The organism is uncultured Roseibium sp., from assembly GCF_947496995.1.
Classification (GTDB): Bacteria; Pseudomonadota; Alphaproteobacteria; order Rhizobiales; family Stappiaceae; genus Roseibium.
In genome coordinates this window covers 353,835-374,657 of record NZ_CANMFD010000003.1, presented here as the reverse complement: position 1 = coordinate 374,657, position 20,823 = coordinate 353,835, and the positions used below count along the sequence as shown (strand labels likewise).

The 20,823-nt window shown below is 58.9% G+C and carries 16 protein-coding genes; 6 read left to right on the top strand and 10 right to left on the bottom strand.

The features are described from left to right. Position 1: 1 nt before the first annotated feature. The gene (locus tag Q1B40_RS14555; RefSeq protein WP_299815974.1) at positions 2-2,098 is read right to left on the bottom strand and encodes a TonB-dependent receptor; all 2,097 of its coding nucleotides are present in this window, start codon (positions 2,096-2,098) and stop codon (positions 2-4) included. Positions 2,099-2,365: 267 nt separating this feature from the next. Here Q1B40_RS14555 and Q1B40_RS14550 point away from each other — a divergent pair, with 267 nt between their 5' ends. Genes Q1B40_RS14550 through Q1B40_RS14535 form a run of 4 tightly spaced genes read left to right on the top strand, consistent with a single transcriptional unit; the run spans position 2,366 to position 6,314 of the window. Continuing rightward, positions 2,366-3,454 carry a ChuX/HutX family heme-like substrate-binding protein gene (locus Q1B40_RS14550; RefSeq protein WP_299815971.1) on the top strand — a complete coding sequence of 363 codons (1,089 nt, stop codon included), beginning with the start codon at positions 2,366-2,368 and terminating at the stop codon, positions 3,452-3,454. Continuing rightward, positions 3,451-4,347, top strand: coding sequence for a hemin ABC transporter substrate-binding protein (locus Q1B40_RS14545; RefSeq protein ID WP_299815968.1), 897 nt, complete (start codon positions 3,451-3,453; stop codon positions 4,345-4,347). The genes Q1B40_RS14550 and Q1B40_RS14545 overlap by 4 nt, the downstream gene beginning before the upstream one ends. A gap of 8 nt (positions 4,348-4,355) precedes the next feature. Beyond that, a complete protein-coding gene (locus tag Q1B40_RS14540) occupies positions 4,356-5,471 on the top strand; it encodes an iron ABC transporter permease (RefSeq protein WP_299815965.1) in 1,116 nt (371 codons plus the stop codon). Positions 5,472-5,483: 12 nt separating this feature from the next. Further along, positions 5,484-6,314, top strand: a complete 831-nt coding sequence (locus Q1B40_RS14535) for a heme ABC transporter ATP-binding protein (protein WP_299815962.1) — start codon at positions 5,484-5,486, stop codon at positions 6,312-6,314. Positions 6,315-6,413: 99 nt separating this feature from the next. On the opposite strand, the gene Q1B40_RS14530 is transcribed toward Q1B40_RS14535, so the two are convergent. From Q1B40_RS14530 to Q1B40_RS14490, 9 genes are all read right to left on the bottom strand, one after another. Continuing rightward, complete coding sequence (locus tag Q1B40_RS14530; RefSeq protein WP_299815959.1) at positions 6,414-7,883, bottom strand: mannitol dehydrogenase family protein; 1,470 nt, start codon at positions 7,881-7,883, stop codon at positions 6,414-6,416. 3 nt (positions 7,884-7,886) lie between these two features. Further along, positions 7,887-8,657, bottom strand: a complete 771-nt coding sequence (locus tag Q1B40_RS14525; RefSeq protein ID WP_299815956.1) for an L-iditol 2-dehydrogenase — start codon at positions 8,655-8,657, stop codon at positions 7,887-7,889. Then, positions 8,654-9,658: an ABC transporter ATP-binding protein gene (locus Q1B40_RS14520; protein WP_299815953.1), complete on the bottom strand. Its 1,005-nt coding sequence runs from the start codon at positions 9,656-9,658 to the stop codon at positions 8,654-8,656. The genes Q1B40_RS14525 and Q1B40_RS14520 overlap by 4 nt, the downstream gene beginning before the upstream one ends. A gap of 10 nt (positions 9,659-9,668) precedes the next feature. Next, complete coding sequence (locus Q1B40_RS14515) at positions 9,669-10,499, bottom strand: carbohydrate ABC transporter permease (protein WP_068405831.1); 831 nt, start codon at positions 10,497-10,499, stop codon at positions 9,669-9,671. Positions 10,500-10,511: 12 nt separating this feature from the next. After that, positions 10,512-11,378, bottom strand: coding sequence for a carbohydrate ABC transporter permease (locus Q1B40_RS14510; RefSeq protein ID WP_299815948.1), 867 nt, complete (start codon positions 11,376-11,378; stop codon positions 10,512-10,514). A gap of 112 nt (positions 11,379-11,490) precedes the next feature. Further along, entirely contained in the window at positions 11,491-12,792 is a 1,302-nt protein-coding gene (locus Q1B40_RS14505) for a sugar ABC transporter substrate-binding protein (protein WP_299815945.1), read from the bottom strand. 165 nt (positions 12,793-12,957) lie between these two features. Beyond that, positions 12,958-13,914, bottom strand: coding sequence for a sugar-binding transcriptional regulator (locus Q1B40_RS14500; protein WP_299815942.1), 957 nt, complete (start codon positions 13,912-13,914; stop codon positions 12,958-12,960). A 156-nt stretch (positions 13,915-14,070) separates the two neighbouring features. Continuing rightward, the gene (locus tag Q1B40_RS14495) at positions 14,071-15,669 is read right to left on the bottom strand and encodes an EAL domain-containing protein (protein WP_299815939.1); all 1,599 of its coding nucleotides are present in this window, start codon (positions 15,667-15,669) and stop codon (positions 14,071-14,073) included. Positions 15,670-15,815: 146 nt separating this feature from the next. Beyond that, positions 15,816-16,499, bottom strand: coding sequence for an HAD family phosphatase (locus tag Q1B40_RS14490; protein WP_299815936.1), 684 nt, complete (start codon positions 16,497-16,499; stop codon positions 15,816-15,818). Between the two features lie 896 nt (positions 16,500-17,395). Between Q1B40_RS14490 and Q1B40_RS14485 the strand changes: the two genes are divergently transcribed. Both Q1B40_RS14485 and bcsA read left to right on the top strand, forming a co-directional pair. Then, positions 17,396-18,547, top strand: a complete 1,152-nt coding sequence (locus tag Q1B40_RS14485) for a helix-turn-helix transcriptional regulator (RefSeq protein WP_299815933.1) — start codon at positions 17,396-17,398, stop codon at positions 18,545-18,547. Between the two features lie 22 nt (positions 18,548-18,569). Continuing rightward, positions 18,570-20,819, top strand: coding sequence for a UDP-forming cellulose synthase catalytic subunit (bcsA, locus tag Q1B40_RS14480; protein WP_299815930.1), 2,250 nt, complete (start codon positions 18,570-18,572; stop codon positions 20,817-20,819). Positions 20,820-20,823: the final 4 nt, after the last annotated feature.

Sequence of the window (20,823 nt, the reverse complement as noted above, 5' to 3'; positions counted from 1 at the left end):
GTCAGAACTTCTTGGCGAAGCTCAGCTTGAAGCTGCGGCCAGCGCCTTCGTCGTCGCTGAGGTGGTTCCGGAAAGACTTGTCGAACACGTTGTCGACATTGAAGCGGAACTCGCTGTCGGCGAGGTAGCCTTCTGTCGGCTTCCAGGCCGCGTAAAGGTTATGCAAGGCATAACCGGCGGTTTTTTCCTCGTTGTCGCCGACCAGATCCTGGGACGCGAAGAAGTCACCCTTCCAGCCGAAATCCAGGTTCCAGGGCCGGTAGACATAGCCGATCTTCAGGAAGGCGCTGTCTGCGGGTACGGCTTTGAGATGGTCGCCGGTGGTGACATTCTCGCCCCGGATCAGAGACGCGCCGACGGTTCCGTAAACGCTGTTCGTCCAATAGGACGCCTCAAGTTCCAGACCCTGATAACGCGCCTCGGGGATGACTTCGGTCACGACAGTGGTGCCGTCCCAGTAGCTCGCATAGTAGTTGGTGACATTGTTGCGGAATGCGGTTGCCTTCAAACGGAAAGCGTCGCCTTCCAGAGCTAGGTCGTCGAAGGACAATGTGACGCCGGCCTCGAAGTTGTTCGACAGTTCCTTCTTGACGTCATTGACCGTGTAGTTGCTGAAGACCTCGTCCAGGGAGGGCAGGCGCTCCGTGTGGGCGACCGATCCGAAGACGCCAAACCAGTCGGACATCTTGATCATCGCTGCGAGTTTCGGAGAATAGCCGATCTCGCTCTTGTCCTCGTTCAGGTCGATGGTGTTGCCACTGCTGTTGACATAGCTGTCGACCGAAACACTGGAGTAATCGATACGCATGCCCGGAATGAGGGTGACACGGTCGTTCCAGACCAGTTCGGCCTGGGCGTAACCGCCGACATTGGTGGTTTCGCCTTCCGGATGGGTATTGGAGCCGCTTTGCACGTAGGTGCCGAAATCACGCGGGTTGCGCCGTTCCTGGTACTGGGCGTCGATACCCGTCGTCAGATAGGCTGCCCATGTGTCACCAAGCTGGAAGGTCGCCACGTTGTCGGCCTTGCCCTGCCAGGTCTGGTAGGAATATTCGGAGTTGTCACCGAACGGGTAGTAACAGATGGGGGGGAAACCTGGGCGGCAGATCTCGTCCTGGTTCTTCTGTTCCACGCGGGTGTCCGACCAGCTGACCTGGGCTTTCATGTCCAGAAGGTCATTGTCGTAAAACGAATTTTCGTAGCCGATGATGGCGGTCTGATCGGTCACCGTGCGGTCGACGGTACCGAAGTCCGGACCCCAGGTGATCTGATCATAGTTCTGGTTGTCTTCGTCGCTCGACCAGTTTTCGTAGCTGGCGAAGACCGCCTGATCCTCGTTTGCTCCGAACGTATAGCGGGCCTTGATCAGGCCGTTGACCGAGGTGAAGTCGGTGTCGTCGATCTTGTTGCCCTGACCGTCCGTGATGTCCTGAGACTGCCGGTAGTTGAGATTGCCGAGCAGTTCGAGGTTCTTGACCGGTTCCGCCGCAATGATCGCGCTGCCGAGCCAACCGTTGCCGTTGGAATCCCAGGAGGTCTTCAGGCGTCCACCGAACATGTCGCCGGGGTCGAGGAAGTCGCTTGCATCCTTTGTCGTGAAGGTGACCACGCCGCCCATGGCGCCTGACCCGTACAGTGTGGAGGAGGCCGGTCCGCGCAGGACTTCAACCTGCTTGTAAAGCTCCGGGTCGGAGAAGAACGAGCCCATCCGGTACTGTTCGTAGAACTTGTTGACGCCATCGACCTGAATGATGATCCGGGTCTCGTCACCGGAAAGCGCTTCGCCGATGCCGCGAATGTTGATGCTTTCGCCGAGCACCGAGTTGCTGCCGATCGGCGTGATGCCGGGAATTTCGCTGAAGAGTTCCCCGATAGTGCGCGCCTGCTGAGCGTCGATTGCGTCCTGATCCAGCACGGTCACCGCTTGCGGCGTATCGATCGCCACCTTGTCGACACCCGTGCCGACCACGATCCGTTGAAGCGGAGTTACCGACGCACTCTGCGCTGTGTCCTGCGCGGCGACGCCACCGTTGAAAACCATAACCCAGAGAGCAACACCACCCATCAGCTGGGTGTGCCTGGTTATTTTGAGCCCCATTAAATTACTCCAAAATGCGCGTTGTTCGCGTCCTTTATCGCTGCCTCTCAAACAGCGTTATAAACATGAGTCAGTGACTCAGGTATTGCAGTCAATATGAAACGTGATTATAGGAGTCAAGTATTAGATCGCAGCCGTCGCGGTTTCTGCCTTCTTTGGAATAATTCCAAATAGCTGTTCGTTGCCAGCAGGTTATCTGTACACAGGTGCGGCAAGGGCTAAGCGGCGGCAGCGGTGACGCAGACCATAGTAATGAAGGCAAGACGCATGAGCGCCGAACAGATTTCCAACGAAGACAGACCGACAGCTGCCGCCATCCGCGAAGCGCGGGCTCAAAACCCCAAGATGAGGGAGCGGGATCTGGCGAGAATTCTCGGCGTGAGCGAAGCGGAACTGGTGGCAAGTTTCGTCGGGCACGGAACCCGGCGGATCGAGCCACGGTTCGACGATCTCTTCCCGGGTCTGAAAAAGGTCGGCGAAGTGATGGCGCTGACCCGCAACGAAAGCGCCGTTCACGAAAAGATCGGGCCGTTTGAAAAGTTTGTCCAGGGCAAGCGGGCCGCCCTGATGCTGGGTGAACAGATCGACTTGCGCATGTTCCCCGCAAGCTGGGTTCATGGTTTTGCCGTTGAAAAGATGGACGGCAAGGATGTCCGCAGGTCGCTGCAGTTTTTCGACGCGCACGGAGATGCTGTCCAGAAAATTCACGCCCGCCCGGAAACGGACATGGCAGCCTGGGACCAACTGGTCGACAGTCTGGTTCTGGAGGACCAGTCCCCGGACGTGCTTCCGACGGTGACCCCGGCGGAACCTTTCTCTCGCAAAACCCCTTCTGACGGCGTCGAAACGACACTTCGTGAGCGCTGGCAGGCGATGAAAGACCCTCACCAGTTCCACGGGCTGCTCAAGGATCTCGATCTCGACCGGATCAGCGCCTTCGAACGTGTCGGGGAAGACTGGGCCTGGCCGCTGGATACGGGGGCGGTTACGGCTCTCTTGCGTCTTTCGGCTTCGGAAGGAATTCCGCTGATGTGTTTCGTCGGCAACCGGGGCTGCATCCAGATTCACACCGGTGCGGTGGAAACGGTCATGGAAAAAGGTCCCTGGATCAACGTCATGGACCCGACCTTCCACCTGCACCTTCGCACCGACCAGATCGACAGTGTCTGGATGGTTCGCAAACCCGCAGATGTCGGCCATGTAACCTCGGTCGAGGCCTTTGACAGCGACGGCCAGCAAATCATTCAGTTTTTCGGTGTGCGCGGGGAAGGCAATGCCGAGCGCGGCGATTGGCGGAGCCTGGCGGAAAACCTGCCGAGGCAGGGCCGCGCCGTTGCATTGGAGGCAGGGGAATGAGGGAGATCTTTCATTCAAGGTTTTACGGCGTTGCCGTCGCGACGGCTCTGACCGCCGCCGCTCTGGTCACGCCTGCCAAATCGCTTTTCGCCGAAGGTACGCAGCAGCCCCCCGCGAACCGGGTCGTCGCAGTCGGAGGCTCGGTGACCGAGGTGATCTATGCGCTCGGCGAAGAAGAACGTCTGATCGGGCGGGACAGCACCAGCATCTATCCGCAGGACGCACTGGAATTGCCGGATGTCGGCTATATGCGGGCGCTGTCGGCGGAGGGTGTGCTCTCCATCGATCCGGAGCTGATCCTGATGCTGGACGGCAGCGGTCCGCCCGAGACCGTCGAGCTTCTGCAGAAATCCGGTGTCGCCATTGCAAACATCCCGAATGCCTTCACGGCTGAAGGCATCGTGACAAAGGTGCGCGCGATCGGCGAGGCGCTGGACGTGCCGGAGAAGGCCGAAGAGCTGGCCGTCAAGCTGGAAACCGACCTTGAAGCGGCCCGCACCCAGGCGGCTGACCAGACGTCCGGCGTGCGGGTTCTGTTCATCCTGTCGACCAACGGCGGACGCATTCTGGCCTCCGGCTCCGACACGGCTGCCGACGGTATCCTGAAACTGGCTGGCGCGGAAAATGCCGTGGCCGATTTTTCCGGCTACAAGCAACTCAGCGACGAAGCGATCATCAGTGCAGCGCCTGATGCGGTGCTGATGATGTCTCGGGGCGGCGATCATGGTGCCAGCGCCAACGAGCTGTTCAGCCATCCGGCCTTGGCGCAGACACCGGCGGGTATCAACAACCGGCTCATCAAGATGGGCGGTCAGTATCTGCTTGGCTTCGGCCCCAGAACCGCCGATGCGGTCAGGGATCTGGCCGTGGAACTGTCAAGCATCCGGAACTGACCGACAGGATGACCGGCATAGCGCTCCCTGATCTGTTCGCCCGGCGGTTTGTCTCGTCGGGTGGCAACCGTGAACCCCTTGCCCGCGCCGCGCTGGTGCTTCTGGCTGTTGTCGCCGGGTTGACGATGCTCGTCAGTCTGGCAATCGGTCCGATCGCCATTCCCGTGCTTGAACTCCTGCCGCACATGCCGGGGCGCGTTCTGGCGGCAAGCGCCGGCGCGCCGGAGGGAGTTTCGGCGCGTGACTGGATCGTCGTCACGGAAATCCGTCTGCCGCGCGTGGTGCTCGGGGCGCTGGTCGGGGCCGCGCTTGCGGTCGCCGGTGCTGTCATGCAGGGCCTGTTCCGCAATCCGCTCGCCGACCCCGGCATTGTCGGGGTTTCGGCCGGAGCCGGTCTCGGAGCGGCGCTCTTCATCGTGCTGGGCAATACGGCGCTGGCTTCTGTGATGGCGATCCTCGGAATCTATGCCGTGCCGCTGGCTGCCTTCATCGGGGGTCTGATCACGACGCTGCTGCTTTACCGCATCGGCACACGGGGCGGCATCACGTCTGTTGCGACGCTTTTGCTTGCGGGTATCGCGCTGGGCGCCCTCACAGGGGCAATGACCGGTCTTCTGGTCTATGCCGCCGATGACCAGCAACTGAGAGACCTGCAGTTCTGGGGGCTGGGGTCGCTTGCCGGATCCAACTGGGAAAAGGTGGCCTCGGCGGCCCCCATCATCGGGGTCATGCTGGTCAGCGTGCCGTTCCTGGCAAGAGGGCTGAACGGGCTGACCCTCGGAGAGGCCGCTGCCTCCCATATCGGCATCCGCGTGCAGCGTCTGAAGAACATCAGCATCCTGCTGGTCGCGGCGGCGACCGGTGCTTCGGTTGCCGTCAGCGGCGGAATCGGCTTTGTCGGTATCGTCGTGCCACATCTGCTGCGGCTGACCATCGGGCCCGATCACAAGTATCTTCTTCCCGCGTCGGCGCTTCTGGGGGCAATTCTCCTGATCGCCGCCGATACGCTCGCCCGCACCATTGTCGCTCCAGCCGAACTTCCGATCGGCATCATCACCGCCTTTGCCGGTGCGCCGTTCTTTCTCTGGATCCTGCTGCGCAAACGCGGCCTTACCGGTCTTTGACAGGAGTTCGAGTTGCACCAGTTCAAGCTCGCGGAGGACCCGTCCTCATCCGAACTTCACGTTGAGCGCGCCAGCGTTTCCATCGGCCGCGTGCAGATCGTTCAGGACGTCTCCTTTCATGCCCATGCGGGGGAGTTCGTGGCGATCATCGGGCCAAGCGGGTCTGGCAAGACAACGCTGCTGAAGGCGATGACCGGTGAGTTGAGCTATTCCGGTTCTATCCGGCTGGCGGGAATGGAGACCGGTAAGCTCTCGGCGGAATATCTGGCGCAAATGCGCGGGGTCCTGCCGCAAGCGAGCCAGATATCGTTTCCGCTCAACGTTTCCGAAGTCGTCGGTCTGGGCGTGATCGACAGACGGCAGGGAAGGGACGGTCGCGCCCGGAGGATCAGGGATGCGCTGGCGAAGGTCGGGCTGCACGGGTTCGAGGGGCGCAGCTACCAGGAACTTTCAGGCGGCGAGCAGCAACGGGTGCAGCTTGCCCGGGTGCTCTGCCAGGTCTGGGAACCGGTGGCGGACGATGGCAATCCGCGCTGGTTGTTTCTGGATGAACCGGTCTCCAGCCTCGACATCAAGCACCAGTACCAGATCATGCAACTGGCGGCCGGATACGCCGCTGCAGGCGGCGGTGTGGTCGCGGTCATGCATGATCTCAACCTGACCGCAGCCTTCGCGGATCGTATCCTGGTCATGAAAGGCGGCAAGCGCCTGAGTTTCGGCGGCCGGGATGAGGTGATGCAGGCGGATCTCCTGTCGGAGGCCTATGATTTTCCGCTGGCGCTTACGCGCTCCGGGGAGTCCGATGTCCCGCTCGTCGTGCCGGGGGGCGGTTCAGTCCGATAGACGGATGGTCGCAGTTCTCCGGCACCGATCCCGGAACGACTTGCGCATCGTGGTCAGGACTGGTCGGATCTGCCGTTAAACAGGTGATCGGTAAGGGTTCTAACCTTCGATATATGCCTTCAGCGCGCCCGCGACACCGAGCGTCGCGATGCTCTGTGCGGCATTCCGGAAGGCCTGCAGGTAAGCCGGTTCGGAGGCCAGACTGCCGAGCAGGTCCGGCATCTCGTATTCCCCGGACGACTTGCCAAAGACGCTCTCCGCCCAGGTATTCAGCTTGTCGGCATTGTCGTCTTCCACCTGGATAACATTCCCGGCTTCATCCGTCCCCAGACAGTAGCGGCACCAGAGTGCGGTCTCGAGAGCAAGCCCCTCGACGGGCAGGCCTTTGTCGAGCCGGTCCTGGATGGTGGGCAGGATGAATTTCGGCTGGCGGTTCGATCCGTCGAGGCAGAGGCGGGGAATGGTGTCGCCCACCGCCGGGTTGGAGAAGCGCTCCATGACGGTCGTCAGATATTTGTCAAAGCTCACTCCCGGAATTTCCGGAACGGTGGGCAGGATCTCGTCTTTCTCCAGCTTCCCGAGAAAATCGCGGATCAGCGGATCCGCCATGGCATCGTGGACGAAATAATGGCCCAAAAGCGCGCTCGCGTAGGCGATGGCCGCATGGCCGCCATTGAGGATGCGCAATTTCATCAGTTCGTAGGGCGCCACGTCCCTGACGAATTCGACGCCGACCTTTTCGAGCGCAGGGCGTCCGGTGGGGAAGTGGTCCTCCAGAACCCATTGCCGGAAGGGCTCGCAGACAACCGGAGCTGCATCCTCGATGCCGAAGGTGTCGCGCACGAGATTGCGTTCCCGGTCCCCGGTTGCCGGGGTGATGCAATCGACCATGCCATTGGGGAAGGCGACGTTTTCCGCGATCCAGTCGGCCGTCTCGCCGGAGAGGGCGCGGGCGAAGCCGACAACCGCCTGCTTTGCCATATGGCCGTTCTCGGGAAGGTTATCGCAGGACATGACGGTGAACGGTGCCGTGCCCGCGGCCTTGCGTTTCATCAGGGCGGCAACCAGCACTCCGAACACGGTTCGGGGATGATCGGGATCTTTCAGATCTGCCTGGATTTCCGGATGATCGGCGTCGAAGCCGCCGGTATTCGGATCGACGTAATATCCACCTTCGGTGATGGTCATCGAAACGATGCGGATGCCGGGTTCGATCAGCCTGTGCAGCAATGCCGAGGGATCGACGTCGATGAAGTCGATCATCGAACCGCAAATCTGCGCGCTCAGTCCGTTCGGGTCGAGTTCGACCACGGTGGTGAGCCAGTCCTGGGACACAAGCCGCTCCCGCATGGCCGCGTCATAGGGCTTCAGTCCCGCACCGACAATCGCCCAGTCGTGTCCCTCGCCGAGCGTGAACAGCCGGTCCAGATAGATGGCCTGATGAGCGCGGTGAAAGTTGCCGACACCGATATGCACGATGCCGGGCGACAGGGCCGCACGGTCATATGCGGGTCTGCTGATGGTATCGGGGAGTGAATTGAGCACAGTCTTGTCTAGTTTTTGGGTCATTGGTCAGCTCATCCAGTTGCCGCCGTCGACGTTGTAGGTTTGCGCCAGAATGTAATCGGCTTCGCCTGACGCCAGAAATACGGCCATGCCCGTCAGGTCGTCTGCGGTCGCCATCCGGCCGTAGGGCACGGCGGAACCGACAGCGGCCTTTTTCTCTCCGGGTTGCAGACCCTCGTATCGGGCAAAAAGCGCGTCGACCCCGTCCCAGTGCTCGCCGTCCACGACACCCGGTGCGATGGCGTTGACGTTGATGCCGTGACGGATCAGATCCAGCCCGGCGGACTGGGTCAGGCTGATAACGGCCGCCTTGGTGGCGCAATAGACGCCGACGAGGGCTTCGCCGCGCCGGCCTGCCTGGCTGGCCATGTTGATGATCTTGCCGCCTTTTCCACGACTGATCATGGACTTTGCGGCCGCCTGCATCATGAACAGCGTCCCGCCGACATTGATGTCGAACAGTCGCTGATAGCTGTCTCTGGTGATATCCGCGATCGGTGCCAGGTCGAACAGGGCGGCATTGTTGATCAGAATGTCGATGCCGCCGGTTTTTGCCTCAATCGCCGCAATGGCTGCGTCAATGGAGGACTGGCTGGTGACGTCAAGCTCCACGGCCCAGGCACCCGGGCCGATCTCGGCTGCGGCAGCTTCAGCGCCGGCCATGTTGATGTCGCCGATCGCCACGCTGGCGCCTTCCTGGACGTAGCGCCGGGCAAAGGCCTTGCCGATACCTCTGGCTGCACCGGTGATCAGCGCGGATTTTCCTTCCAGTCTCATGGAATTCTGAGATCCTGCTTGTCGAAGCGGTGGATCTTGCTGGCATCCGGGGTGAGATAGACGTTGTCTCCGTGACGCACGCCGATCTCCCCGGTCGAGCGGACCGTGATCGGTTCGTCGACGCCGTCGATATCGACATAGAGAAACGTGTCGGACCCGAGATGTTCGGAGACCCCGACCCTGCCGGACCAGGCTCCCTCACTGGAGGAGACCGCAATGTGCTCCGGCCGGATGCCGATGGTCGTGGCGTCATATCCGGAGGCGTATTGGCCTGTAAGGAAGTTCATCTTCGGCGAGCCGATGAAGCCGGCGACGAACTTGTTGCGCGGTGCGTGATAGAGGTCGAGCGGCGAGCCGACCTGCTCGATCAGGCCTGCCTGCAGCACGACGATCTTGTCGGCCATGGTCATGGCTTCGACCTGGTCGTGCGTCACGTAGATCATGGTGGTCTTGAGCGTCTGGTGCAGTTCGGAGATTTCCAGGCGCATGTTGACGCGCAGCGCCGCATCCAGGTTCGACAATGGTTCGTCGAACAGGAAGGCGGCCGGTTCGCGCACGATGGCCCGGCCGATGGCGACACGCTGGCGCTGGCCACCGGAAAGTTGGCCGGGACGGCGGTCGAGGTAATCGGTCAGGTTCAGCACTTTGGCGGCCGCATCCACCTTGGCGTTCTGGGCCTCCTTGTCGAGACCGGCCATGCGCAGCGGGAAGGCGATGTTCTTGCGCACCGACATGTGCGGGTAAAGCGCGTAGGACTGAAACACCATGGCAAGGCCGCGTTTGGCCGGGGGAACCTCCGTGGCATTCCTGCCGTCGATGGTGATGTCACCGCTGGTCACATCCTCCAGTCCCGCGATCAGGCGCAGCAGTGTGGACTTGCCGCAGCCGGACGGCCCGACGAAGACAACGAACTCACCGTCGTCGATGCGTAGATCCAGAGGCGGGATGACCTGAACGTCGCCGAAATTCTTGGTAATCTGGTTGAGGGTTATCTGACCCATGATCAGGCTCCTATTTGACCGCGCCGAAGGTCAGGCCACGTACAAGCTGTTTCTGGCTGAACCAGCCGAGAATGAGAATGGGGGCGATCGCCATGGTGGAGGCGGCGCTCAGCTTGGCGTAAAACAGACCTTCCGGGCTGGAATAGCTGGCAATGAATGCTGTCAGGGGAGCGGCTTTCGCCGCGGTCAGGTTCAAGGTCCAAAATGCCTCGTTCCAGGCCAGGATGATGTTCAGCAGCAAGGTGGAAGCGATGCCGGGCACGGCCATTGGCGTGAGGATGTAGAGGATCTCTTCCTTCAGCGCGGCCCCGTCCATGCGGGCGGCCTCCAGAATTTCGCCCGGAATCTCCTTGAAGTAGGTGTAGAGCATCCAGACGATGATCGGCAGGTTGATCAGCATGAGGACGATGGTCAGGCCGATACGGGTGTCGAGCAGCCCAAGCTCGATGAAGAGCAGGTAGATCGGGTAGAGAACACCGACGGCCGGCAGCATTTTTGTCGACAGCATCCACAGCAGAATGTCCTTGGTGCGTTTTGAAGGCACGAAGGCCATCGACCAGGCCGCGGGCACCGCGATGATGATGCCTATGACGGTGGAGCCGCCGGCAATGATCACCGAGTTCCAGAGGAACCGCATGTAGTCCGACCGTTCCTGGACGACGGCGTAGTTTTCGAGGGTCCAGTCAAAGAAGAGGAAGAGCGGCGGGTCGTTGATCGCCTGGGCTTCGGTCTTGAAACTGGTCAGGATCGTCCAGAGAATGGGAAAGAATATCAGCAGGCCGACACTCCACGCGACGAGCGTGTTGAGAGCCTTGCGGCGATTGGTGACTGCGCGTGCCATCGTCTCTCCTCCTCACGAGTCCAGATTTTTGCCGACAATGCGCATCAGGAAGATCGCGACAATGTTGGCAAGTATGATTGCGTACACACCACCTGCGGACCCAAGTCCGACATTCTGGCTCTCCAGAACGCGCTGGAAAATCAGGTAGGTCAGTGTCCGGGTGCCGAAGGACCCCTGCGTGGTCACGAATATTTCGGCGAAGACCGCCAGCAGGAAGATCGTCTGGATCAGCACCACGATCGTGATGGCACGAGACAGATGCGGCAAAATGATAAAGCCGAAGCGGGCAAGGGGCGGCGCGCCGTCCATTTCGGAGGCTTCCAGCTGCTCGCTGTCGAGGGACTGGATTGCCGTCAGAAGGATCAGTGTCGCGAAAGGCAGCCACTGCCAGGATACGATCAGAATGATCGAGAAAAGAGGGGCGTCGCTCAGCCATTCCACCGGTTGCGCACCGAAGAATTTCCAGAGATGGGCGAAAAGACCGTTCACGGGATCCATGAACATGTTTTTCCAGACCAGCGCGGAAACCGTCGGCATGACGAAGAAGGGGGCGATCACCAGAATTCGCACGATGCCCTGTCCCCAGAGCGGCTGATCCAGCAGGATGGCCAGCAGCACACCGAGCATTACGGTGATCAGGAGCACACCACCGACAATGATGAGCGTTGTCTGAACGCTGGGCCAGAAGGCGCTGGAGGAGACGAAGCGGACGTAGTTGTCAAACCCGACCCATCCAAGGTCGCCGCCGCGCAGCGGCAGGAACTTCTTGAAGGAGAAGTAGAGGGTCATCGTGAGCGGGATGAGCATCCAGCCGAGCAGCAGAACAACGGCAGGCGCCATCATGATGCGGGCGGCGGATCGGGAATGCTGGGTTGCCATGGGTCACACCTGATCTGACGACGGGTTCTGCCGTCACTGATGGGTGAAAACTTTACAGAGAAGAAAGAGAGGGCAGGTCTCGACCCGCCCTCCCAAGTGAGGGAGGAATTCCCTAGTAGCCAGCGGCTTCCATTTCTTCGGCCGTCAGAGTCTGGGCCTTTGCCAGGGCTTCGTCGACGGTCTGCTGACCGGCCAGAGCGGCGGAGAATTCCTGACCGACCTGGGTTGCGATGCCGGCGAACTCGGGGATCGCCACGAACTGCACGCCGATATAGGGAACCGGGTCGACAGTCGGGTTGGTCGGATCAGCCGAGTTGATGCTGTCCAGGGTCATCTTGGCGAATGGAACCTTGGCGTATTCCGGGTTCTCGTAAAGAGAAGTCCGTGTTCCCGGGGGAACGTTCGCCCAGCCTTCCTTGGAAGCAACAAGCTCAAGATATTCCTTGGAGGTCGCCCATTCGATGAACTGCTTGGCAGCGGCTTCCTTCTGGGTGCCAGCCGGAATGGCGAGCGCCCATGCCCAGAGCCAGTTGCCGCGCTTGCCAAGACCTGTGTCCGGTGCCAGGGCAAATCCGACCTTGTCGGCAACCGTGGAATCGTCCGGGTTGGTCACGAAGGACGCCGCGACGGTGGCGTCGATCCACATGCCGCACTTGCCCTGCTGGAACAGCGACAGGTTTTCGTTGAAGCCGTTGGTCGAAGCGCCCGGAGGGCCTGCTTCGTTCAGTAGGTCGATGTAGAAAGAAAGGGTTTCCTTCCACTGCGGGCTGTCGAACTGGGGCTTCCAGTCCATGTCGAACCAGCGGGCACCGAAGGCGTTGCCGGTTGCGGTCAGGAACGCCATGTTCTCGCCCCAGCCGGCCTTGCCGCGAAGGCAGATGCCGTAGATCTCGTTGTCCTTGTCGGTCATCTTGCGAGCCGCGTCGGCAACGAATTCCCAGGTCGGCGCGTCGGGCATTTCGAGCCCGGCCTTCTCCATCAGATCCGTGCGATACATGATCATGGAGCTTTCGCCGTAGAACGGCGCCGCATAGAGCTTGCCGTCGAGAGACAGGCCGCCGCGCATGGCGGGCAGGATGTCATCGGCGTCATAGCTGTCCGGCAGATCGTCGAGTGCGACCAGCCAGTCCTGCTTGCCCCAGATCGGCGTTTCGTACATGCCGATGGTCATGATGTCGAACTGGCCGCCCTTTGCGGCGATGTCCTGGGTAACACGCTGACGAAGAACGTTTTCCTCAAGCGTGACCCACTCGACTTCGTGGCCGGTCTTGTCGGTGAAATCCTGCGTCAGACCCTGCATGCGGATCATGTCGCCGTTGTTCACGGTTGCGATGGTGAGTGTTTCTGCTGTCGCCGGTACACACAGTGCTGCGACCGCACATGCGCCGAGCAGCGCACGGGTATGAAATATCATAATTTTCCTCCCAAGCGAGATTGGGCATTTGCCATTCTTGCGAGCAAATAATCACAGCAAATTCTGTCGCGAGTCAAGGAACGAATCGGCCAAAAAGCAAAAGACCTTTTGCTGCGATGCAAAAAGCCTTTTTATTTCAATATTTTAACTTATGCGGGAAAATGCTCAGAACTTGAGCAATTGCTCAGAAGTGATCTCATTTGTGATCAGGCAGTTGACGAACCCGCCTGCGAGCGCACCCAGAATTGCCGGTACCTTGATCTCGCCGGCGGCGACTCCATAGACCGGTTTTTCTCCGTTGGAGACAAGGGGGGCACTTGCCACAAGGTCGTTGGTGAGGCCGTTGATCAGTTCTCCCCTGCTGTCATAGACCCAGCTGGTTATTTCGCCGATGGCTCCGGCCCTTTCCAGGGCGCGCATCTCGTCGAGGCTGACGAAGCCGTCAACTGCGAGCGGGGCTGTCGGCCCCAGGTTGCCGATGCCGACAAATGTCGCGTCCGCCTGGCGGATGAGATCCAGTATGCTGTGAACCGCTTCCTGGTTGTGCAGCAGGTGCAGCTCTTCGCGGGATCTGGCGAAGACGGGCAACGGCATCGGATAGTGCCGGGCGTTGATCCGGTCGGCCAGGCGGATGATGACGTTGTAGGCCGAAGCCGAGCCGTCCGACATCATGTTGCCCAGCAGGGAGACGACGCGGTGTTGCGGGCAGTCCATGGAGGGGATCTGGTCGACCGATGCCCTGAGGGTCCGGCCGGTTCCGAAGGCGATGATCTTGGGCTTCTGGGAACTGAAATGGCGTTCCATTTCGGCGGCGGCTGCCTGGGCGATACCAACCGGTGAGGATGGTGCGTCCGGGTCGCTGGGAACGACTTCGCAGCTTTGCAGTCCGAAACGTTCGATCATCCGCGCGCTGAGTTCCATGCACCGGGCAATGGGATGGTCGAGCCGCACCTTGACCAGCCGTTCGCTGACCGCAAGGGAAACCAGACGCTGCGCGGACTGCCGGGACACGCCCAGTTTGCGGGCGATTTCATCCTGTGTGTTGCCGGCAACATAATACAGCCAGCCCGCGCGGGCAGCGTCATCGAGACGAGAGGTCTCGGCAGTGCTTTTGAGTTTCATATCAGCCGTCACCCAGTCTTGAATTTGGCACAAGCTGATGGAATTCCCTGAAATTTGCAAATACTTGCGTGGCTTCCGTAGCGGCGTCCACGCAATTCATCAGGGAAACGGCGCGCGCCGCCAACATATTCCGCGGAGCGGTACGCGCTTGCGGGCTTACACGCGCTTCAGACTGACGACTGTCCGGGGCGCGTTGTTCCGGTCTGTTTGTACGAAGGTTCTGAAGGCGTCGATTTCCAGCGGCCTCGAGAGCAAGAAGCCCTGACCGAAACGTACCTTCAAGTCCTTGATCTGCGACAGCTGGCTCTCCGTCTCGATGCCTTCGGCGACGACATCGACATCAATCGAGCGGGCGATCTCGACCATCGGGCCGACGAGAGAGGCGCGCATGGCCGGCAATTTCCGGTCGAGTTCCTGGACAAAGGACCGATCGATCTTGATGAGGTCGACGCGGCTGTCCCTGACCTGTGAGATGTTGGAATAGCCGGTTCCGAAATCGTCGATAGCGATCAGGAAACCGCACCGGTCCAGGAAACTCTGGACTTTCAGCATGTGGTCCGCCGAGAGTATGCCCGTTTCCAGGATTTCGAAGCACAGTCGGAATTTGCTGCGGGCCGCCCGGCGCAGCGATTGGTTCGTGCTGAGCCGCTCCACATGACTGTCGTCGAGATCGCCGGGAAAGAAATTCACCGAGACATTCAGCTCCGGATGCCTGTCCAGGATCGGCCCCAGGTCCTCGATCGCGCGGGAGAGCACTATCTCCGTGAAGGCCCAGGTCAGTTGCTGCCGCTCGATTTCCGGAATGAATTGAGACGGCGAAAGCGGGCCGTACTCGTCCTCGTAGCGAGCCAGAACCTCACATCCGGAAACCCGGTCCGAGCGCAGGTCGATGATCGGCTGGTAGACGCAACGGATCTGGGCGCCGCCAGAGCGGATCGCGCGCCGGATTCGTCCGCCGACGGAATTGCGGTGCTGCAGATGGGTGCGCAGCTGGAGAAAAAAGAGGACGGCCAGGGCGCCATTGACCAGATTGCCCGTAACCAGAAGGGGCCATTCGCTGGTGACCAGTTCGCCCAGTCCCGCTTTCATGTAGAGACAGATGATGCCGTTCTCGAGTTCGCAGGTACGAAGGTGGAGGAGCGACACGAAGGGATTCCATCTCGACCATTGGTAGTCGGCCGAGATCCCGGGCTGGCCGAGGACCGTCACTTTCGCCCCTCTGTCGGGAGCGGTTGCGGTAATTTCCCAGTCGCGGTGGTCCGGAAGACCGTCCGGCCATGTCGGATAGCTGACGATCGCAAGCGGACCTTCGCGGAACAGCACGACACTCGTCGAGCCGGGATAGTTCAGGCCCTTCGGGTCAAGCCAGACGAACCTTCCTTCCCTTGGGGTCGGCATCCGTGCCTCGGGCCGCAGCCGCGCGGGTCGTTCCAGAACGCCGAGCAGGGCGGTACAGCGGATCTCGTTCGTATCATCGTCGAGAATGGCAATGTCGCGGATGGCTTCGTGATTAAAGAGGGCCCGGCGCATTTCCTGCTGCAACGTGTCTGAGCAACCCTGCTTTGCGCGGTCCGCGAAGACCTGCAGCAGCTCGTCGCGATGACTGAATTCCTGGTTGATCTTCTGAACGACGTAATTCTTCTGATCGCTCAGGACGGTGTGCAGCTGCGCGGCGGCGATCAGCCAGACGGCGATGCCGCCGATCCCGAACACCGTCAACGCCACGGCCAACGGAACGACTGTATTTATCGACACTCTTGACCGCATTTGCGGGACACCTTCCGGTTCGGTCCGGAGTACTGTATCCGACTTAATTTAACGTAGCGTAAGAATTCTGCCAGTTTCAACCGATCAGTGTGCCGGATACACCCGGTGAGCGATCAAATCCGCTAGCCGTAAGGTCAAACGGCCAGCTGCAAATCCGGCCTGAGCCGATAGAAGTCCTCGAAAGAAGTAAATACGTGTGCGGCTCCGACGGAAACGTCTTCGCTATTCACGAGGTTTTTCAGGTGTGAACCGCCGATAAACCGCCAGACCTGCATGCCGGCGGCAAGACCTGCCTTTACGCCGTTTTCGCTGTCCTCGATGACCAGGCAGTTTGCCGGATCAATCCCCCGCTTTTGCGCCGCCAGCAGGAACAGGTCCGGGGCGGGCTTGCCGTGCACGACCTCGGTGGCCGTTGTCGTGCGGTCTGTAAACAGATCCTTCAGCCCGGTAATTTCCAGCGACTTCGCCAGTCTTGGCGGGCTGGAGCTGGTCGCAAGGCAATAGTCCGGTTTCAGTTGCTCGATCACTGCGCGCACTCCGGAGATCGGTTTCAGATCTTTCTCGAAGGCGCTGAGCAGGGTTGCGCGATAATGTGTCTCGAATTCCGGAGGCAGGTCGATCCCGAATTCCTTGCGGATCTGTTGCAGGACAACAGGGTAGCTGCGGCCAAGGAAATGGTGGGCGACGTAATCCATGGTGATGTGCACGTCGCGTTTGGCAAGCTCTGCAACCAGCATGCGCGCGCTGATCACTTCGCTGTCGATCAGGACACCGTCGCAGTCGAAGATAACAAGTTGGACAGACTTTTGACCGGACATCGGGGACCTTCGGATTACGGATTTCAAAAACTTCACCTACAGGGGTGTATCTGGTGAAAAGCAGACAGGAAAGTCCGTTTATCCTCACCTGGTTAGGGGCAGAGAAGAGGCGCCGGCTCCTATGGGCCTGACAGCTCGATGGCAGATGCCTGGCTTTTCCGGCTTCAGATCGCTCTCATATTGCGCTGCGATATGGAGATTTTCTTTCAATTCGGTTGCGTAAATTCATCGTTGAAGAGCCATTTGAGGTCGCGTGTGCGTCAATCAGCTTCGATACAACCATGTAAATGGAAGTAGCTTGCACAAAATACGAAATTTTCATGCCTAAAATATTCGTTGCTGCGACGCAAAAAATGCTCACTGCAACAATTTTATTCGGATTTGCCTAAAAAACACGCAGGAGTTATGAATTCATCAGTACAATCTATTTTAAATAAGTCAATCGTCTCTTGTTGTGCTTTAAAGCTCTTATTAAGTTAATTTATCTTTTATCATAATATATTTATATATATTACGTATTTATTTGAATTTTTTACTATATATTTCGCCGGGAAGTTAATCAACCATAGCATGTAGTGCTGGGTGTGTTGGTATTTTTCGCGCAAATTGGGGCCTGCGGGCCGTGAACTACGCATGCATTAATCCATAAATATATATGCTGATAAATTACACTAGGTAAATTTACCTAGTTAACCATGACTGTAACGGCTCTCAAAATTGGTGCAACGGTACTAAAGTAATTTCTGCAATTCTGATCTATAAATTTCCTAACAGATTATTAAACGGCTTGCTAATTCAGTGTTTGGCTTGTTGCTCCCAGATAATGTTTCTGGACTTATTCAATAATAATTTAACGTGAAGCCATTCGCTCAGTATATGTATGGAGAAGCGTCGTAATGTATTTCGGTGCTAGCAGCTTTACTGAAGATTTCAGCTTCGGTCGGTATTTCAATGAGCGGCGCTCCCGCAGCGGCTGGGATTTTCCCTTCACGTTGGCTCAACGGTTTGAATACCTGGTATTCAGCGTTTTTGTTTTGGATGTCGACAATAACAACGTCGAAGTTTCTTTTACTTTCGACGATAGCGGGCGCCGCTGGGAAGCGGATGATCTTATCGCGCAGGAAATCGCGACGTTCTCGAGCTTCCGCGGCGATGCCTGTATTCCCGTATATTACGACTCATCCGTGCTGCAGTGCACAAGCCTCAAGTCCTCCAACTCGAATTCGAAATCGATCCTGGAAACCGACCGGGCCGCCGTTCTCACGGTAGACCTCGGAAATGGCTTGCGTCTCTATCTGGCGGCTCATGTCCCCTGCGGGTTTTCGGAATCCCTGTTCCAGGGGGTTGTCGCCTATTTCGAGGATGTGGCGGGCGGCTTCCGGACCTACGGGGAGGAACTGGTCTACGGGCGGGGAAAGATCGATCTGGTGAGTGCCGAGTACTGGATCAAGTTCATCAAATACCCGGCGTTGGTGATCTACGGGCAGGGACATGTGCTCACGTGCAATCCGGCTGCACGAAAGCTACTTGAAAGCTCAGTGGAATTTCATGTTTCGGAGGGACGGCTCGTCGTTCCGGACGAGCTGCAGGCCAGTATTTATCCGTCCAGCGATGTCGTGCTTCCGCTTGAGCCGTATGGCGACGGGTTTACCGCATCTGCCGGCTCCAGCGTTCCGCGGAGCGCCAACGGCGTCCAGTATTTCGTGGAAAGGATCCCGGACCTTTCAGGCGAGGACGAACGCTCGGATCCTGTCAGAGACTATTTCAGAAAAAGAATTGTCGTTGCCTCATCCATTTCGGTCATCGACGTGGATCCCCTGCTGATCAAGTCGATGACTGGAGTGACGTTGCAGCAGGCAAGAATAATAAAGCATATCATTTCAGGTAAATCATTGCGAGATTCTTCTGAATTGCTTGGAATTAGCTACAACACCGCAAGAAATCATATCGCGCTTGCGCAGCAAAGGTTGGGAGTCAATTCACAAGTCGAGCTTGTCAATATTGTTCAGGGTGCGATTTCAATCGCTCCTCATCATGAAAAGAAATAAGTACACCTCAGGAGCATAGGCGATGCTAAAGTATACCGTATATTCGCTGGCGGCGATGGCGACTATCGTGATGTTCTTCATCATCACGCTTCCCCTGTCCGTCGAAGTGCAGCTTTTCCTCGGGCTTTCCGTACTGCTTGTCATGCATGTCGCGAAGGCTTTCCCGGGTACTCTGGGCCGGGTGATTTTCCTGTCGCTCGGCGGCATTCTGGTCGGACGATACGTCTTCTGGCGTGTTACCCAGACAATCCCTCCCGTCGAGAACTTCTATGATTTTGTTCCCGGCGTGGTTCTTATGGCCGCAGAGCTCTTCTGCATTCTCATGTTCTTCCTGTCCGCGCTCATCGTGTCCGACAGGTACGAGCGGCCGCGCCAGGTTCAAGCCACGGACGAGGACGCTCCGACAGTGGACGTCTTCATACCGAGCTACAACGAGGACCCGGGTCTGGTTGCCTGCACGATCGCAGCAGCCATGAGCATGGATTATCCCCAGCACAAGTTCCGGGTGTTTCTTCTCGATGACGGCGCGACCGGACAGAAGCTGAATTCGCCGGACCGCGCCGTCTCGCGGGCGGCATATGCCCGGCGCGAGGCGATGCAGCGCATCTGCGAGGATCTGGGCGCGACGTACCTCGCCCGCGATCGCAACGAGCACGCCAAGGCCGGAAACCTGAACTACGGACTTTCCAAGTCAGTCGGCGATCTGGTTGTCGTATTCGACGCAGATCATGCGCCGTCACGCGAGTTCCTGCGGGAAACAGTCGCCTATTTCCGCGACCCCAAATTGTTCCTCGTGCAAACACCGCATTTCTTCCTCAACCCGGATCCGGTGGAACGCAATCTGCGCACCTTCGACGTCATGCCGTCGGAAAACGACATGTTCTACGGCATGATCCAGAAGGGTCTCGACAAGTGGGATGCGACCTTCTTCTGTGGATCGGGCGCGGTACTGCGCCGCGCCGCCCTCAATGAAGTCAGCGGTTTTTCGGGTGTTTCCATCACCGAGGACTGTGAAACGGCTCTGGAGCTGCATTCACGCGGCTGGAAGAGCGCGTATGTCGACCGTCCGATGATTGCAGGGCTTCAGCCGGAAACAATCGCCTCGTTCATCGGCCAGCGTTCCCGCTGGTGCCGCGGAATGATGCAGATCCTGCTGCTGAAGAGCCCGCTCTTCAAGCCGGGTCTGAATTTCATGCAGCGGGTCGCGTATATGTCCAGCGCGATGTTCTGGCTGTTCCCGTTCCCGCGCCTGGTATTCATGCTGGCGCCGATGCTCTTCATCCTGTTAAACATGAAGATCTATATTGCCTCGCCGCAGGAATTCCTCGCCTACACGATGACCTATATCCTTGCGGTCATTTCGATCCAGTCCGGTCTCTACGGCAAGCTGAGATGGCCATGGATTTCCGAGCTTTACGAGTACATTCAGTCGATTTTCCTGTTTCCCGCGATTATTTCCGTCCTTCTCAATCCGAGGGCACCGAAATTCAACGTGACGTCCAAGGGGGAAACCCTGGAAGAAGAGCAGCTTTCCGTTCTCGCATGGCCGTATATCCTGCTCTTCGGCGTCATGTTGTTCGTCACCGGCGTGCTGATCTGGCGCATCGAACACGATCCGGGCCAGAGCGTGCTGCTGACCGTCGTCGGCGTCTGGCAGGTGTTCAACCTGCTGATTTCGGGAGCCGCTCTCGGGGCGGTCCTGGAACGCAAGGAGGTCCGGACGGCACCGCGCATCCTGACCAATAGAACCGCCGTCCTGCAGCTTCACAATGAATCCATTCCGGTCGTCCTGAGGGAAGCCAACACCAACGGCGTCCTCATGCAGCTGGAGAAGCTTCCCGAGGGTGGAAATATTCTCGGCGATACCGGCCTGCTCAAATTCACGCCTTCCCAAAAGGGACAAGGCGGTGCGCTCAAGGACGGTCGGGAACTGATGCCCGAACATGCTGTCCGGGTCCGCATCGCTTCGCAGCGTGCAGGTGCAACCGGTTTGATGCTGGGGGCGGGCTACGCGGACAGTGTCGCCAATTGCGCGATGGCCTCAAGTGACCTGATTTACTCCGACCTGACCATTCCGAAAGCGTTGCACAATCGCAAACTTTCCGGGTCGTCGGTCCTGTCGGGGAGCCTGCGCATCGCACGCTGGGCGCTGAGCGCGGGGATCCGTATCCCGATGCTGGCCGTCCTGTCCCTCCTGAGATCCGGACTGCGCCGCAAGCCTGCGCCGACCGCGCAGGAACTGCCTGAAACCCTGCTGACGCCTGCAGAGTGAGACA